The sequence below is a fragment of the Clostridium cavendishii DSM 21758 genome, from assembly GCF_900141845.1.
Lineage (GTDB): Bacteria > Bacillota > Clostridia > Clostridiales > Clostridiaceae > Clostridium_AG > Clostridium_AG cavendishii.
In genome coordinates, this window is record NZ_FQZB01000003.1 from 396,799 (window position 1) to 414,949 (window position 18,151).

Genomic DNA, 18,151 nt, shown 5'->3' on the forward strand with positions numbered 1-18,151 from the left:
ATGTGATGATTGTTTCCTATACTTTAAAAAAGCACCCTAGTAATTAGGGTGCTTTATATGAATAAATTATTCAGCTATTTGTTCTAAGTCTACTGGGTAAACTGAAGCTTTTTTCTTATCTTTACCCATTCTTTCGAATCTAACAATTCCATCAACTTTTGTAAATAAAGTATCATCTTTACCTTTACCTACGTTAGTTCCTGGATGTATCTTTGTTCCTCTTTGTCTAACAAGAATGTTTCCAGCAAGAACGAATTCTCCATCTGCACGTTTAACTCCTAATCTTTTTGATTCAGAGTCTCTACCGTTCTTAGAACTACCAACACCTTTTTTGTGAGCGAACAATTGAAGGTTCATTATTAGCATAGCGTTACACCTCCTCTTTTATAAGCCTTATATATTTATCGCAGCTCTTTTTCCCGAAACTGCTCTCTAAAGACATCATTATGCTTTCTAAACTAAGCTCAAAAGTTTTTAATAAAACCTGTGCTTCATTTATCTCTTCCTGAGTAAACCCATTAAGATCAAGCTTAAGATATCCATCACTCATTTCATAATTGCAATTTAGCTTTTGAACTTCGTCTAAGCCAATTATTACACTTTGAGAAAGCACTGATACAGAATTACAAACCATATCATAAGCATCTCCAGCTAAAATCATGTCTCTATCTCTAAGGGCATGATTTTCAATCATGAATGAAATTATGTTTTTATTCTCTTTAATTATCTTTACTTTAATCATACAAAAATTAAGCTTCGATTTTTTCGATTACTATTTTAGTGTAAGATTGTCTGTGACCAGTTTTCTTTCTGTAGTCCTTTTTTGGTTTGTACTTGAATACAACAACCTTTTTAGCTTTACCTTGAGATAAAACCTTAGCAACTACTTTTGCTCCTTCAACAACTGGTTTACCAACTTTAAGTTCTCCGTCTTTTGATACTGCAAGAACTTCTGTTAATTCAACTGTTGCGTCAACTTCAGCGTTAAGTTTTTCAACGAATAATACGTCTCCTTCTTGAACTCTGTATTGTTTTCCACCTGTAGTTAATACTGCGTACATTAAAACACCTCCTCAATTACGGTTTCGCCACTTAAGGTACAGACAATAAATAGCCTGTTTATAATTAACCCATTCGTGAGCGGTCTACAAAAGCCATTCTACCACATGTGCATATTTTTGTAAAGCAAATTTTAATATTTCTCAATGACCTTTACTAAATATTCTTTTACGTTATCTATTTGATTATTAAAAAGTAAAGCTTCTACCTTATAATATTCACTAAAATCTTTAAAATTTAAATATATATTTAAATCTAAAGCTCCTATTTCTTTTATAAACTCAAACATATTGCCATTTACAGCTTCTTTATACTCTTCATTTATTTCTATATGAAAATCCTTTATTTTACCTTCAACATTGGATTTTAAAATTTCATTTTTTATAAGTAAATATATATATGAAAGCTTTAGTCTCTTTCCATGACCTTTACATAATGGACATTCTTCCTCTATATGCTCATATATACTTTTGCCTTTTCTCATTCTAGATATTTGAATTAGATTAAGTTCTGTAAAATCAAAAATTTTGCTTTTATTTCTATCACCTATAAAACTACTGTTTAAAGCTTTTATTACACATTCTTTACTTTCTTTTTTCTTCATATCTATAAAATCAACTACTATAATACCAGCTAGATTTCTAAGCTTTACTTGTCTTGCTATTTCCTTAGCAGCCTCAACATTAGTTTCCTCAGCTGTCTTTTCTATATTTCTTCCTGTTACATGTTTACCTGAATTAACATCAATTACATACATAGCCTCTGTTTTTTCTATTATTATATAGCCACCACATTTTAAGTTTACCTTATTATTTCTAAGACTTAAAATCTCTTTTTCTATACCATAAAAATCAAACAAAGTTCTTGCTTCGCCATAAAACTCTAAATCTACTGTATTAATTTCTTTTAAATATTCCTTGCATATCTCATAATCTTCTTTAGAATCCACAATTATTTTTGAAGTTTTAGAATTTATATTATCTCTCAAAACCTTATAAATTATGCTACTCTCACCAAATAGCTTACAAGGTCTTATCGAATATTTAAAATCTCTAACTATTCTTTCATATTCTTTATATAGTCTATCAATTTCTTCTTGGATGTCTTCATGTTTTGCAAATTGTGAATTTGTTCTAAAGGTTATCCCTATACCTTCTGGAGTTTTTATAACCTCCTTAAGCGTTTTAATAACTTCCTGATTTTTTATTTTTCTTGAAAAAACCCTTTTTGTATTAGCTGTTTCTAAAACTACATACTTTCCTGGAATAGAAAAAGTTTTAATAACCTTTGCACCCTTACCATTAAGCTCCTCTTTAACAACTTCAACTAATACTTCGCTACCTTTTTTAAGAATCTTTAATTCACTTTCACTAAGACTCATATATGCATTATTTTTATGCCCTATATCTACAAAGGCGCTTTTTATACCAGGAACTATATTTTTGATTATTCCCTTATAAATTTCTCCAGGGATTGGTTCAAAGGTTTCCTCTTCTATAAAACACTCAGTTAAAATATTAACTTCTTTTATAGCAATTCTACGCAAATCATTTCTTTTTTCAATATATATTTCTCTCATAACACTAACTTCCTAAATTTTATATATACTTATATAAAGGAACAAGCTTCTCATCCTTTAATGCATACATTTCTTCTCTTTTTATTTCAACAAAAGCTTCTTCATTAAATCCTGTTGTATTCAACTTTACAAAACTTGCTAAAAGGTCTGCAGATAAATTTTCTCTACTTCCACAACTTATAGTAGCGTTAATAACTAGAAAATCTTCATTTACCCAGTATTTAAAATCCTTAACTAAAGGTTTTATATCTGCCATCTTTTCACCCTTTTTAGTTTTCTTTAATGTTTCCCAAGTTTCTTTTTCTAAAAGAGCTTTAACTTCTTCTAATACCTTCTCTGTATTATAATACCTTATCTTTATAGTATAATTTGCAGCATCTAAAAGTGCCATACCTTGAGGAACCCTCTTTTGGTTAGGTATTATTTCAGTATTAGAAGACTCTAAAAATCTTATATTATTCGAAGAATTCTCATTAAGCTTTTCTAATACTGTTTTATTATCTACAAACTCAGTTAAAACTATATCCATATATTCTGCATCTGAATAAACTCCAACTGAAAGAGGTTGTGCAAGTGATAAAGCCATATGTGGATTAAACCCCTTTGAATACTCTATAGGAAGTTCTGATCTTCTTATAATTTTTTGTATAGTTCTCATTAAGTCTAAGTGTGATATGAATTTTATGTTTGAGCCTTTAGTAAATTTAATTAGATATCGCACCGTTAAAACACTTCCCTTCTTTGAAGTTTACATTTATTCCACAACCTGTACATCCTTTTCTACAGTTTTGAGTAAGTTCTGCACTTTTAGCCTTTTCATTTTCTGCTTGAATATATTTTTTATTAACGCCTATATCTATAAAGTCCCATGGAAGTATTTCATCATAGCTTCTTTCTCTAAATGCGTAGAAATCTCCATCAACATTACATTCCGCCATAGCTTCCTTCCAAGTATCTAAGCTAAAGTATTGTGACCATCCATCAAATCTAGCTCCTTTTTCAAAAGCCTTTATTAAAACATCACAAAGCCTTCTATCCCCTCTTGCAAATACAGCTTCCATATAGGAAGTAGCTTGAGCATGATAGTTATAGTTTATAGCCTTAGATTTTATAGTATCTCTTACAGCATTTATCTTTTCATTTACACTTTCAGGTTTATCCATAGGTGCCCACTGGAATGGAGTAAATGGTTTTGGAACTAATATTGACGTACTTACTGTAACTCTTAATCCCTTATTTCTCTTTTCTTTTGGCACTTCAAAATATTTAGCTACTATTTTTTCTGCAAGCATTGCTATTTCCCTAGCATCTTGAACCTCTTCATAAGGTAGACCAAGCATAAAGTAAAGCTTTAAGCTACTCCAACCTGAATCAAATGCATTTTTACAAGCCTCTAAAATTCTTTCCTCAGTTAACCCTTTATTTATAACATCTCTCATTCTTTGAGAGCCAGCTTCTGGTGCAAATGTTAAACCACTTTTTCTAACCTTTTGCATTTCCTTTAAAAGATCTACTGAAAAAGCATCTACTCTTATGGAAGGAAGAGCAACTGAAACATTATCCTTAGCATGTTCTGCTATTAAATCAGTAACTAAACCTTTTATATCTGAATAGTCACAAGTACTTAAAGAAGATAATGATATTTCATCATATCCAGTAGCCTTAAGTAACTGATCTGCTTGTTTAATTAAAGTTTCTCTTGATTTTTCTCTAACTGGTCTATATATCATACCTGCTTGACAAAATCTACATCCATTTGTGCACCCTCTAAATAGCTCTAATATAACTCTATCATGAACTATTTCACTATAAGGTACTATAAATTTATCCGGATAAGATACATTATTAAAATCAGGTATTATTCTCTTTTTAACAGTAGCAGGAACATCATCATATTTAGGTTTAAATTCTTTTATTGTTCCATCTTCATTATAAAAAACATCATAAAGTGAAGGAACATACACTCCTCTTATCTTTGATATTTCTCTTAAAAATTCTTTTTTCTTTCCTTGTCCCTTATATTTTTTATATACATCTAGAACATCATTCATTATTTCTTCGCCTTCTCCAAGCTCAAAGAAATCTACTATATCATAAAGTGGTTCCGGATTATATGCACACGGGCCTCCAGCCATAATTATAGGTTCACCCTCGCCTCTTTCTGAAGCTCTTAATGTTATACCACCCATATCTAGCATATTTAATATATTTGTATAACTCATTTCATATTGTAACGTAAACCCTAAAAAGTTAAATTCATTTATAGGATCCTTACTCTCCAATGCATATAGTGGTATCTTATTTTTTCTAAGCTCTGCCTCCATATCTGGCCATGGTGCATATACTCTCTCGCAATATGTATCCTGTCTTTCATTTATAGTATGATATAATATTCTTGACCCTAAATGAGACATTCCAACCTCATAAACATCTGGAAAACAAAAACCAAAACGAATGTCTACTTCCTTAGGATTCTTAATTATCTCGTTAAGCTCTCCACCTATATATCTAGAAGGTTTCTCAACTTTATATAAAATGTCATCTGAAACTTTAACCATTTATATTCCTCCTTCATTTAACTATTAACACAAAACATATGTTACAAGATAACTCAATAAATTGATATTTTATTTTTTAGGATATGTCTATCTATTAATAATTAACTTTTAATAATTAACTTTTTTATTCACAAAAAAAAGAAGCATATTTCTATACTTCTTACATTGTATTATACTATTCTATCATAAATAAATTTAATAACCAACTCTTATTTTAACTGCTCTTTATATCAACATATTCTTCCAGTGTTATATTTCCATAAATCTTTAACGCTTCCAAAACCTCATCTTCACTTAAAGTATATAAAAGCTTCATTTCCTCATTTAATATATAAAATATATTAAATTTATTTTTATCTACTAATCCTAATATATATAATAACTCTTGTTTATAATAAACTGATAAAAATTTATTTTCAATATATTTATTTTTAAGTAATCTTTTCCTCTTTCTTATAATATCACTCATAATAATATACATTATCCTTTCTTTTTCTTTATAAGTGGTATATATAATAAAAATACCTGCTAAAATTAAACTTAGATTTAAGTTATGTATATATAATTCTAGAAAAAATAAAGCTATAAATAATATTGAAATAATATAACTTATTATAATAGTAATACCATATGCGGTTTTATATAACATCTTCCTACTTAATATAGCTTTTAAAATCTTTGAACCATCTAAAGGAAAAGCTGGTATCAAATTAAATATTCCCAAAACTAAATTTATTTCAATACAATTGTTTATAAAATCAATATTTATATATTTTTTAATACAAAAAAAAATTAATACCATTATAATATTTGCAATAGGCCCTGCTATGCAAATTAAAATTTCTTCCTTTGGACTAAGTTCATCATACTCAGATATTTCTAAGGTTGTACCTAAAGGATGTACTTTAAAATTCTGAACATTAACACCTATTTTAACAGCCACCACAAAATGACAAAACTCATGAATTATTATAAATAGAAAGGCTAAGAATATCTTAGCCTTAAAGCCTAAAATAAAAAATACTAAAATTTGAGGAATAAGCCACTTAATAGTCTTCTCCATTCACGCCTCCATTTATTAATTGTTTAGGCATATGAAAGAAAATAGCAAACCAAATAAACAAGCAGATTTGTTTATTATGTTTTGAATATGCCTTATAGCTTAAAGTATTCCTTTAAATCTCTATTCTCCCCCATAATTGAAAGTTCAAATATTATACCTACCACATTTAAATTTTTATTTTCAGCAATTTTTCCTAATAGCTCGCCTTTACCTAATTTATCTCCTTCTTTTACCGAAACTTCTTTTAAATTATAATATTTAGTCTCTATACCATCTCCATGATCTACGATTATATACTTTCCAAGTTTTTTATCTTCTCCTACAGTTTTAACTTTACCATCATAACTACAAATAGCTTCTGATAAAGCCTTACCTTCTATAATTACACCTTTATCTTCTATTAACTTTTCACTATCTGCTTTTATCTTTCCATTCAGAGGCAATACATAAGATTCTTTAATTTTTTCTTTTTGTGTTTTTTCTCCAGTTACCTTAGATTTAAATGTATCTATATAATTTTCTAATTCATTTTTAAAATCAGCTGTTTTGTCAAACTTTCCCTTTAAATTGTTAAGAGCCCCTAAATAATCATATGCTAAAACTTGTTTATAATCTAAGTTTGTATTTACAGAATTTTTTCCATATGTGTAAATCCAATTTATTTGTGATACAGCAGTAAATTTACACAAACATATTATAATTGTAAGTAAAGCAACTCCTATTAATTCACTAATAAATCTCTTAACTATCCCATCTCTAGAAAAATCAAACAACGGTTTTTTAACATAATATCCATCTTTAATATTATATGAATTATAACGCGCTTCCCCATCATTACTAATAGGCTTATATTCTCTATAACTAGGTCCCATTCTCTGCCTTTCTATAATTTTAGAATAATATCCTTCATACTCTTTGTTATACTTACTCATCATTATCCTCCTTAAGTATATGCAGACTTTAAAAATCCATACTTAATATATATTTAATAAAAGTTACAGTTAGAACTTTCTTTCACTAATGTATCTACATCTCTCAAAAAGAGAATTAACATTAACTTTCTATAGATGAATAAATAATTGAGAGTTATTATTCCTTAATTTTTTATAATCTTGAGCTTTTTAATATTATTTACTTTCTTATATAAAAAATAAGGATGCAGTTTCTTTATAAAAAAACTACATCCTTATTAAAATATTTAAAAATATATCTTTTTCTTTCTCATACTTATATTAAGTACCAACGCAATTGCAAGGAATGTTGTAACAAGTGAACTACCTCCATAACTTACAAGTGGCAATGTTATACCAGTTATAGGCATAAGACCTATAGTCATTCCTATATTTTGGAGTATTGCAAATATAAAATATGATGCAAATCCAGCACATATTATACTTCCAAATATATCTTTAGATTCTCTTGCATTTATTATTACCCTATATATAAGTATTCCATATAATATTAAAAGCACGACTGCTCCTATAGTTCCCCAATGTTCTGCAAGTACAGCAAAGATAAAATCCGTTTGCTTTTCTGGTACAAAAACGGCAACGTAACTTCTAGATGGTTCACTACCTAATGATATTCCAGTACCTAAAAAACCGCCAGATCCTATCCCTATCATTGATTGAGTAAGCTGTAAATTTGTATTAAGATCATCAGCTTCTGGATTCAAAAAGCCTAATATTCTAAGCTTTTGATATGGTTTTATTAAGTTAGTCTGCCACAAAATTAATATTCCTATAAATACAGATACAAGACCTCCTCCTATCACTTTATAATCCAGTCCTGCACAAAAGAATATTCCAAGTGCTATAAAAAAACAAACCATAGTCATTCCCATATCAGGTTGAGCTACTATTATTCCCATAGGCAATATACAATATCCTGCAAGAATAATAAAATTTTTAAACTCATTTACCTTTAAATCAAACTGGTCCATTTTTTTCGCTAACATAAGTATCATAGCAAATTTCATAAATTCTGCTGGCTGAAGTTGAAACCCCCCAGGAAGCTTTATCCAACCTTGAGCTCCATTTACCGTTATCCCTATAAACCTTGTTGCTATAAGTAATAATATATTTCCCCAATAAAATATATCAACATAATTTTGAAGCAAACTATAATCAAAATGTAACGATACATATACTATTACTAATGATACTCCAAGAAAGATTAATTGATTTTTAGCAAAATTCCCTTGCATCATTCTAGTTGCTGCATATATATTAATTATTCCAAATAAAACTATTAATATAGTTACTATAAGCAAAGTTAAATCCATTTCTTTTAAAAGCTTAGTGTCTATTTTAAATTTTTTAAGCAAAATAAATCCTCCTGTCATTTGTATTTAATCATATTCAAAAAAATAAAAATAATTAATTTATTATTTTCTGATACGTCTTAATATTATTATGTAATATTCTTTTAATTATATAATACTATTTTTTGCAAAAATAAAAAAGAAATTTATAGCTTAAAAAGGGTTAAATATTTTTGAACAATATTTAACCTTTAATTTAAAAATATATTTTTTTCTTTCTCATACTTATATTAAGTATTAATGCTATCGCAATAAATGTTGTAACAAGAGAACTACCGCCAGAACTTACTAATGGTAATGTTATACCTGTTATAGGCATAATACCTATTGTCATCCCTATATTCTGAAGTATTGCAAATATAAAATATGATGTAAACCCAGCACATATCATACTACCAAATATATCCTTAGCTTCCTTAGCATCTACTATCATTCTATATATAAGTATTCCATACAATATTAAAAGTATTGTTGATCCAATAGTCCCCCAATGCTCTGCAATAATTGCAAATATAAAATCTGTTTCACTTTCCGGAACAAATGCAGCAACATAACTCCTCGAAGTGTCACTACCAAATGATGGTCCTGTCCCAAGAATCCCACCAGAACCTATACCTATCATAGATTGAGTAAGTTGAAGATTTGTACTAAGCTCATCTGCTTCTTGGTTTAAAAGAGCTCGTACCCTTGTTTTTTGATAATCTTTTATTAAAGGCGAATTCCATAAGATTATAATTCCTAATAATACAGCTATGAGACCTCCACCTATAATTTTATAATCCAATCCTGCACAAAAAAATATTCCAAGAGCTATAAAAAAGCAAACCATTGCCATTCCCATATCCGGTTGCTTCATTATTATCCCCATAGGTAATACACAATATGCTACAAGTATCATAAAATTTTTAAAATCATTTACTTTCAAATCAAATTGATCCATTTTTTTTGCTAACATAAGTATCATAGCAAATTTCATAAATTCTGCTGGTTGAAATTGATAGCCTCCAGGAAACCTTATCCAGCCTTGTGCTCCATTTACAGTTACACCTATAAATTTTGTTGCTATAAGCAATACTATATTACCCCAATAAAATATCTCAACATAATTTCGAAGTAAACTATAATCAAAATGTAAAGAAATGTACAATATCACCACCGATATTAAAAGAAATATTAATTGATTTCTAGTAAAATTTCCTTTCATCATTCTAGTTGCTTCATATATATTAATTATACCAAATAGAGATATTAATATTGTTACTATAAATAAAGTAAAGTCCATTTCTTTTAAAACCTTAATATCTATCTTAAATTTTTTAAGCAAAGTACCCCCTCCTATCTTTTGTAGTTAATATATACAACATCCACACCTTTTTATATTATATAACATTCCTTTTAATCAATTAAAGTCTAATCTATAAAATGAAATAAATTCTTAATAATTTCCATTATTTAAATTAACACCATTATCAAATATTATTCATATGAGCATTCCTCTAATCAAATTCTATTAACTAAAACTAAAATTTAATTGGCGTAGATTACTTTCAATAACAAAATAAAGACGTAGATTAATAAAAAGAGTTAAATATTTAAATATTTAACTCTTTTTTATTAAACTATCGTCCTCTTACATTTTTAATAGGAATGTTTGCTACTAGAGCAGGTGATTCACCTTCTATATTTTGAGACTTAGTTACTGTTAAGTCTATCTCTTCGCTTTCAATTTCAATATATTTAGATAGAACTTCTAAAATTTCAACTTTTATTTTTTCAAGAATTTCTGGTGCAAGCTCACCTCTATCATGAATCAAGATTAACTTTAGCCTATCCTTAGCCACTTGTTTCGGAGTAGGTTTACTTGAAAAACTTTTAAATAAATCCATCTCTAACTCCTCCTAGTGTTTTTTGAACTTTTTGAATAAAGAGCTGAAGAAACCACCTGTCTCAGTATTTAAATCCATAAGAGGTACTTCTTCTCCCATTAGTCTTCTTGCAATATTTTTAAATGCTTGTCCAGCCATTGCTTTATCATCTAAAACAACAGGCTCTCCCTTATTAGTTGAAACTGTTATATTTTTATCATCCGGAACAACTCCTAGAAGTTTAACAGAAAGAGTTTCTATAATATCCGGAATATCTAACATATCTCCTCTTTGAGTCATTTCGTAATTTAATCTATTTATTATAACAGCATGTTCCTCTAACCCCTTAGCATCAAGTTTTCCTATAACTCTATCCGCATCTCTTACGGAAGTTATTTCTGGATTAACTACAACTACAGCCCTATCAGCTCCAACTATAGCATTTTCAAATCCTTGTTCTATTCCAGCAGGGCAATCTATTATTACATAATCAAATTCTTTTTTTAACTCCTCAACAAGTTTTAACATTTGTTGTGGACTTATATCATTTTTATCCTTTGTTTGAGCTGTAGGTAACAAACATAAATGAGGAAAACGCTTATCCTTTATTAATGCTTGCTTTGTTCTACATCTATTCTCAATAACATCAATTATTGTATAAACTATTCTATTTTCAAGGCCCATTAAAACATCTAAATTTCTAAGACCTGTATCCCCATCAACAACAACGACTTTTTTCCCTTGTGCAGCAAGCGCTGTACCTATATTAGCAGTAGTAGTAGTTTTACCTACTCCACCCTTTCCTGATGTAACAACTATAGATTCTCCCATTTTTAATATACCTCCATATTTAATTAATACCCATATTTATTTGGCAAATATGGTTCCACAATAATAGCATTATCTTTTATTTTTGCAAGTTCTGGATAACTTGGTCTTTCAGCATCATCTGGAGAAATTGTAATTATCCTAGCAATAGATAGTACTTCTGGCTGCAATGAAAATGCTGCTATAATAGCTTTATTATTGCCATTATCACCTGCAAACACTCTTCCTTTTACACTTCCTAAAACTATAATATTCCCAGCTGCTCTTACCTCTCCACCATGGTTTACATCACCAACTATAACAATATTTCCAGCATAGTCAACTACTTGTCCACCTCTAACTGTTTTTCTTAAAAACTTTGTTCTACCTTCATATACTCCTGTAAATGATTTTAGCGAGGGTTCGTCTTTATCAATAAATATACAATCTTTTATTAAAATTTCATCAAAAAGACTGTCCTTCAATTTTCTCATCTGTCTATCATTTAATAGCTTCAAATCAGTATGTATTGTTAGCGTAGCGCCTTTATAAAATTTTTTTCCCTTATTCAATCTCTCTATTAAACATTCGAGCATATCTTCAAAATCTTTAAACTTATCAATATTAATTATAGCATTTAACCCATTTTTATTGCCTTTAATAAGTATCCTATCATCTATCATGTTTATGTGCTAACCTCCAATACCTACGCATACTTTTATATTATTCAACAAAACCTGATAAATTCCTTCTTAAAGCTATATTAATATTATAATTGTTTAAAGTAATAAGGGCAATATTTATAAATTACTACTTTTCCAAAAAATCACCTTATAATTAAGTAAGAATCTAAATTTTAAATTTAGTCATTCGAACTTACTCATTCGAATGAAATGAGAAGGAGTTTCCTTTAAATAATACAATCAAAAAGGATTTGCAAAACACTACAAATCCTTCTTAATTTATTTTTGATTATCTCCTTCTAATTTAGGGGGGGTTAAAGTATAATCATAACTTACACCATTCATATCTTTTGGAACATAGTTTGGATTTTCTTTTTTTATTTTATCTCTCCAATAAGTTTCATAAATAGCCCTAGCTACTGGTGCTCCAAAATACCCATGTCCACCATCATATATAGCTACACATACAGCAATTTCTGGATCATCTAAAGGTGCAAAAGAAACATACATACCAAATGCTTCTCTTCCTATATATTTTTGTTCTTTTTCCTCTTTAAACGAAGCTGTACCAGTTTTTCCTCCGCTACGTATTGGGAAACCTTTAAAAACACTAGATGCTGCTGCTCCTTCTGAATCATTTGCCCTATACATACCTTGTTTTATTTCATACACAGTCTTATCAGATATATTTACCTTACTTAAAACTTCGGGTTTATATTCTTCTATTACTTTACCATTACTATCTGCTATTTTGTCTACTAAGTGTACCTTATATCTTGTTCCACCATTTGCTAAAGTGGCTATATAACTTGCTATTTGAACAGGACTAAAGTTATTACTTCCTTGCCCAATAGCTGCATAAGCAAGTTGAGCCCCTGACAACATTTCTGTTCGTATTGAGTAAACTGCCCATGTAGCAATTTCTTTTGAAACAATATCTAATTCTGCCTTTTCATTCTTCTTAGCAAGTTCTAAATCAGCTTTATATTTGGGCGAAGCATCATAGTACTCTTGCATACACTTCCTTATATCTTTTTCGAATGTATCATAATCATCAGCTATATTTTTTGTTCCTATTTCATTTAATTTTTTATTAATAACCTCTTTTAAGTGCACTTTGGCTTTTTCTAGGTTAGAATCTTTATCGTCCTCGTTTATATTAATATCTAATGGAACAAAAAATGTCCCCCTTTTTTCAAAGTTACCCATTTTAAGGAAGTCCCTTAATTCAAACTTTGATTGTTCTATTCTTACCGTCTTATAACTTTCAAAGTTATAAGAATCCCCAAAATTTTCTGTAATTTCAATACCTGTGCTCTTTTTCTCATTTGACTTAGGATCTGCTCCAAGCCCAAATGCCCAAGCATATTTTGATAATGAATTTAAACCTTTTTTAGGATCTTCTTTTTCATATTTCTCATAAAGCTTTCCAGCCATATCATAAAAATAATTATTACAAGATTGCTCTAAAGCTTTTTGTATATTTATTCCTCCACCATGATTATTATTATCTTTGGGTAAATTTGCTCCCAATATTTTTTTATACTTACTAAGATCATAAGTACTATCATTTATAGAAAAATTAGCATCTGTAACACCTTCTTCTAATGCAACTACTGATGTAAGAGGTTTAAATGTAGATCCTGGAGGTATACATCCCATAGTTGCATAGTTATAAATAGGCTTTGGATAAATATCATATTTATCTGACCTAATTCCCTTCGTATCAGGGAATAACTCATCTACACTTGCTTTTAAACCTCTTCTTGAAATATAATTCTTTCCAAACTCCTCCAAATCAGGCGATAGATATTTTTTTCTTAATTCCTTACTTATTTGTCCACTAGCAAATTCATTTGGGTTATATTTAGGTAAACTTACTAAAGCCAATATTCTTCCTGTTTTAACTTCGATAGCAACAACAGCACCCCTATTTGCATTTCTTAAATCAATACCATCAGTGGATCCAACACTATTTAAATAATCAAACTGGTGTTGAAGCATAGTTTCTGCAGAATACTGAATATTTTTATCTATTGTTAATGTTATATTATTCCCTGGAAATGTTTCTAATTTGAAAAGATCCTCTATCTTTCTTCCTGTAGAGTTTACTTTTATGGTGTTTCCACCTTTAATCCCTTTAAGTTCTTTTTCAAAAGCTGATTCTATCCCAGCTTGTCCTATTAAATCTGAAGATGCATCATAACCCCTTTCTTCATATAAATTCTTCTTATCACTATTTATTGCTCCTACATACCCTATAGCTGCACAAGCTAAATCACCATAAGGATAAAACCTTATAGGCTCTAATGATATATTTACTCCTGGAAGCGAATTAAGCTTTTGATAAAATTTAAAAGCTGTATTCTTTGATATATTACTTGCTATATTAACAGGCTTAAACCCCTGAAAACTTTGCATTTTAAGTTCATCTTTTACTATAATATAATTTCTAATTTGCTCAATATTATATTTTTCAAGCAGCCGCTTTGTAATTTCTTGGCCACTAATTTTCTTCCGAAATTTTTCTATTTCTGAACTTCTATCTTTAAGAGCTTTCTTATCTAACCCTTCTTTTTTTGGTAATAATAATTCATAAAGTTCATAAGATTTAACTAAGTAATTAAAAGTATCTTTAGCATCATACTTAAGTAACTCTTCGTTTATTCTTTCTTCTTCTTCTTCATTTAATTCTTCCTTTTTATCTTTAAATAATTTATCTTTTATAGTGTCATTTAAACCTCTATCCCTTTTAAATCTAATTTCTTGTGCTTTAATATTTTTATTATCCGTATTAAAATCAAAATAAAATTCTTTTTTATCATCTATTTTTATTTTGAAATCATCTTTTAAAGCAGCACTATCCTCTTTTAGAAGCTTTTCTACGCTATCAATTGTATTACAAAAATCAATTGTAGCCTGGTCAGTTTCTGTAAAAGTTAAATTATAAGTTTCTTTATTCCTAGCTAAAATATTTCCAGAACTGTCATATATCAATCCTCTAGGTGCTTTTTCTGCCACAAATCTTCTCGCCCTAATATTAGCTTTCTCTTTTGATTCATCATACTTATAAACTTGCAAATATAATAATCTTATAAATATAACTACTAATATAATTATAGTAATAAACAACATTATATTATATCTATCTATTTTCTTCTCCTTTAATTTTTTCATTCATGTCTCCTCCGTTTTTATCTTCATGCCACTAATTGTATAAATATATATATATTTCTACAAAAACCATAAAAGTCCTTTGAATCATAAGAAAAAAGTACTATCTTAATAAATTTGTAAGATAGTACTTTCTTTTATTATTTTGATTTTACATCTTTTATATTTTCTGTTGGAGGGTTTAATGAATAATCATAGGAATTCCCAGACATATCCATTGGTTTATAGTTTGGAAATTCTGTTTTTAGTTTATTTCTCCAATAAGTTTCATAAATAGCTCTAGCAACCGAAGCTCCGAAATATCCGTGCCCACCATCATAAATCGCTACACATACTGCTATCTCAGGATCTTCTACTGGCGCCATGGATACATAGACACCATATGCTTCTCTACCAAAGTTCTTTTGATCATCTCTAAATGTAGCTGTTCCTGTCTTACCTCCAGAACTTATTGGGAAACTCTTAAATACATAAGAAGCAGTACCCATATCTACTTCATTTGCCTGTCTCATACCTTCTTTTATAGCAGCAAGATTTCCCTTATCTATATCCATATGGCTTATAGCTTCTGGTTTAAATTCCTTAACAACTTTTCCATCTATATCAGTTATTTTATCTACTAAATGAGTCTTATATCTAGTACCACCATTAACTAATGTTGCTATATAATCAGCTATTTGAAGTGGTGTAAAGTTGTTCATACCTTGCCCTATGGAAGCATTTGCAACTTCAACAGGTGTCATAATTTCAATAGGCATAGAGTAGATAACCCAATTTGCTATTTCCTTTGCTGTTGTAGTAATCTCTGAGCTAGGATTTACTTTCTTACCTTCCATTGCCTTTTTATAGTCATCTGAATTATCATAAATAGCTTGAAGCGATTCTTTTACTTGTTTTTCAAACTCATTATAGCTTGAATTTGTGCTAATATTATTGATTCCTATTTCTTTAAGCTTATTGTTAACAAGATTTTTTAATTTTTCCTTTGCAGCTTCTAGTTTATCAGTTTTATCATCCGTTGCACTATTTATATCCAAAGGTGTAAATCTAGTTCCTCTTGATGGAAATATTCCACTTCCTAAATAATCTCTAAAATTCCATTTCGCATAATTTAATTTTAAATCTTTAAAATCATTAAAATTATATGAATGGCCAAAATTTTCACTTATCTCAATACCTGTGGCAGCTTTTGTATTTGAATTCGGATCTACTCCAAGCCCCATAGCCCAAGCATATTTAGCCAAACTATTAAGTCCTGATAATTCTCCACCCTTTTCTTTATTCTTATAATAAAGTCTTATTCCCATGTCATAATAGTAATAGTTACAAGATTTAGCTAGTGCTGAAGCTAAATTTACTACTCCATGAAGATCATTATCCTTAGGTTTAGTTGCTCCGAATATTTCTGGATATTTATCAAAAACAATCTTATCAGCCATAGTTTCAGAAGGATTTGTTACACCCTCTGAAAGCGCTGCTAAAGAAGTAAGAGGTTTAAATGTGGATCCCGGAGGAATAAGTCCCATAGTTGCATAATTTAAAAATGGTTTTGGATAAATATCATAAGGATCTTGTCTAATCCCATCTTTATTTTTAGGGAATAACGTATCTACAGTAGTATTTAATCCTCTGTATTTAATATATTGATTACCAAATGCCTCAAGATCCGGTGAAAAATACTTTTTAGATATTTCCGTTGTTATGTCACCTGTTGCAAACAAATTAGGATCATATCCCGGTAAGCTTACCATTGCTAAGACCCTACCTGTCTTAACCTCAATAGCCACTGCTGCTCCCCTTGTTGCATTTCTAAAATCAATATCTCCTTCTATTCCTTTTTTTTGCAAAAATTCTAATTGACTTTTAAGCATAGTTTCTGCTGAATATTGAATATCCTTATCTATTGTTAAATGCACATTATTACCAGGGTAAGTTTCTAATGTAAATAAATCCTCTATTTTTCTTCCTTCAGCATTTACATTAACAGTATTCCCGCCCTTAGTTCCCTTTAGAACATTTTCAAATGCAGATTCTATACCAGTTTTACCTATAAGGTCGGTTGATACATCATAACCTCTTTCTTCATATACATTCTTATTAGAACTATTTATAGTTGATACATATCCCAAGAAACTAGCCCCAAGTTCACCATAAGGATACTCCCTCATAGGCTCTAAGGCTATATCTATTCCTGGTAATGTACTTAACTTCTGCTCAAATACAAATGCAGAAGGCTGCTTTATATTAGAAGCTATAGTTACAGGTTTGAATCCCGAAAAACTCTGCATCTTTATAGCATCTTTAACTATCATATAGTTTCTTATTTTTTCTATTGGATATTTTGCTAAAACTGCATTTGCAACTTCTTCTGAAGTCATATTAATATATTTCTTTGCTTCTTCATTATATGATTTAGTTCCTATATCATAAGGTATTAACAAATCGTATAATGAGTAGGCTTTAACTAAAAATTCAAAGGTTTGTTTCGGAGTATATTTAAGAAGCTCTTGATCTATTTTATTCTCTTCTTCTTCTTTCAAATCATCCTTTTTCTTAGGATATAGTCTCTTTTTGACTTCGTCATTTAAACCTCTATCCCTTTTAAATCTTATCTCTTGAGCTTTAGTTACACTATCACTATCTGAAGAAAAATCGAAATAAGGTTCCTTCTTATCATCTAATTTCAACTTAAGTTTATCTTGGAGAGCTTCTTTATTATCACTTAAAAGAGAAATAACACTGTCCATAGTTTTATAAAATTGTTTTTTTGATTCATCTGTTTCTGTAAAAGTAACAGTATATGTTTGTTTATTGGTAGCTAATATATTTCCATTACTATCGTAAATTTTACCTCTTGGTGCCTTTGTTGCAAGAAATCTTTGTGCTCTTGTGTTTGCTCTATCCTTAAAATCATCATATTTATACACTTGTAAATATATAAGTCTAGATATTATAGCTATAAATATAATCAACATTATACTAAGCAAAATTGAATATCTGTTTATATCTTTCTTTTTCTTCTTTGTATTATTCATTTCAT

General features: G+C 29.1%; 15 protein-coding genes. All 15 read right to left on the bottom strand.

What is annotated here, in order from left to right:
- Positions 1 to 66: 66 nt before the first annotated feature.
- Positions 67 to 366 (bottom strand): 50S ribosomal protein L27, encoded by a 300-nt coding sequence (gene rpmA / locus BUB01_RS01830; protein WP_072984696.1) that lies wholly within the window; start codon positions 364 to 366, stop codon positions 67 to 69.
- Positions 367 to 370: 4 nt separating this feature from the next.
- Positions 371 to 742 carry a ribosomal-processing cysteine protease Prp gene (locus BUB01_RS01835; protein ID WP_072984698.1) on the bottom strand — a complete coding sequence of 124 codons (372 nt, stop codon included), beginning with the start codon at positions 740 to 742 and terminating at the stop codon, positions 371 to 373.
- A gap of 7 nt (positions 743 to 749) precedes the next feature.
- On the bottom strand, positions 750 to 1,061 hold the full coding sequence (rplU, locus tag BUB01_RS01840; RefSeq protein WP_072984700.1) for a 50S ribosomal protein L21: 312 nt from the start codon (positions 1,059 to 1,061) through the stop codon (positions 750 to 752).
- A 131-nt stretch (positions 1,062 to 1,192) separates the two neighbouring features.
- The gene (locus BUB01_RS01845) at positions 1,193 to 2,638 is read right to left on the bottom strand and encodes an Rne/Rng family ribonuclease (RefSeq protein ID WP_072984702.1); all 1,446 of its coding nucleotides are present in this window, start codon (positions 2,636 to 2,638) and stop codon (positions 1,193 to 1,195) included.
- Positions 2,639 to 2,657: 19 nt separating this feature from the next.
- Positions 2,658 to 3,359 (bottom strand): TIGR03936 family radical SAM-associated protein, encoded by a 702-nt coding sequence (locus BUB01_RS01850; RefSeq protein WP_072984704.1) that lies wholly within the window; start codon positions 3,357 to 3,359, stop codon positions 2,658 to 2,660.
- Complete coding sequence (locus BUB01_RS01855; RefSeq protein WP_072984706.1) at positions 3,343 to 5,196, bottom strand: TIGR03960 family B12-binding radical SAM protein; 1,854 nt, start codon at positions 5,194 to 5,196, stop codon at positions 3,343 to 3,345. Before BUB01_RS01855 ends, BUB01_RS01850 begins: the two co-directional genes overlap by 17 nt.
- A gap of 214 nt (positions 5,197 to 5,410) precedes the next feature.
- Positions 5,411 to 6,259 (bottom strand): M50 family metallopeptidase, encoded by an 849-nt coding sequence (locus BUB01_RS01860; RefSeq protein WP_072984708.1) that lies wholly within the window; start codon positions 6,257 to 6,259, stop codon positions 5,411 to 5,413.
- A 92-nt stretch (positions 6,260 to 6,351) separates the two neighbouring features.
- Complete coding sequence (locus tag BUB01_RS01865) at positions 6,352 to 7,191, bottom strand: M23 family metallopeptidase (protein ID WP_072984710.1); 840 nt, start codon at positions 7,189 to 7,191, stop codon at positions 6,352 to 6,354.
- Between the two features lie 266 nt (positions 7,192 to 7,457).
- Positions 7,458 to 8,585 (bottom strand): rod shape-determining protein RodA, encoded by a 1,128-nt coding sequence (gene rodA / locus BUB01_RS01870; protein WP_072984712.1) that lies wholly within the window; start codon positions 8,583 to 8,585, stop codon positions 7,458 to 7,460.
- A 193-nt stretch (positions 8,586 to 8,778) separates the two neighbouring features.
- Complete coding sequence (rodA, locus tag BUB01_RS01875; protein ID WP_072984714.1) at positions 8,779 to 9,906, bottom strand: rod shape-determining protein RodA; 1,128 nt, start codon at positions 9,904 to 9,906, stop codon at positions 8,779 to 8,781.
- A 295-nt stretch (positions 9,907 to 10,201) separates the two neighbouring features.
- Positions 10,202 to 10,468, bottom strand: coding sequence for a cell division topological specificity factor MinE (gene minE, locus BUB01_RS01880; RefSeq protein WP_072984715.1), 267 nt, complete (start codon positions 10,466 to 10,468; stop codon positions 10,202 to 10,204).
- A gap of 12 nt (positions 10,469 to 10,480) precedes the next feature.
- Entirely contained in the window at positions 10,481 to 11,278 is a 798-nt protein-coding gene (minD, locus tag BUB01_RS01885; protein ID WP_072984716.1) for a septum site-determining protein MinD, read from the bottom strand.
- 23 nt (positions 11,279 to 11,301) lie between these two features.
- Entirely contained in the window at positions 11,302 to 11,937 is a 636-nt protein-coding gene (minC, locus tag BUB01_RS01890) for a septum site-determining protein MinC (RefSeq protein WP_072984717.1), read from the bottom strand.
- Between the two features lie 279 nt (positions 11,938 to 12,216).
- Positions 12,217 to 15,114 carry a penicillin-binding transpeptidase domain-containing protein gene (locus BUB01_RS01895; RefSeq protein WP_072984718.1) on the bottom strand — a complete coding sequence of 966 codons (2,898 nt, stop codon included), beginning with the start codon at positions 15,112 to 15,114 and terminating at the stop codon, positions 12,217 to 12,219.
- A 137-nt stretch (positions 15,115 to 15,251) separates the two neighbouring features.
- On the bottom strand, positions 15,252 to 18,146 hold the full coding sequence (locus BUB01_RS01900; protein WP_072984719.1) for a penicillin-binding transpeptidase domain-containing protein: 2,895 nt from the start codon (positions 18,144 to 18,146) through the stop codon (positions 15,252 to 15,254).
- Between the last annotated feature and the right edge of the window lie 5 nt (positions 18,147 to 18,151).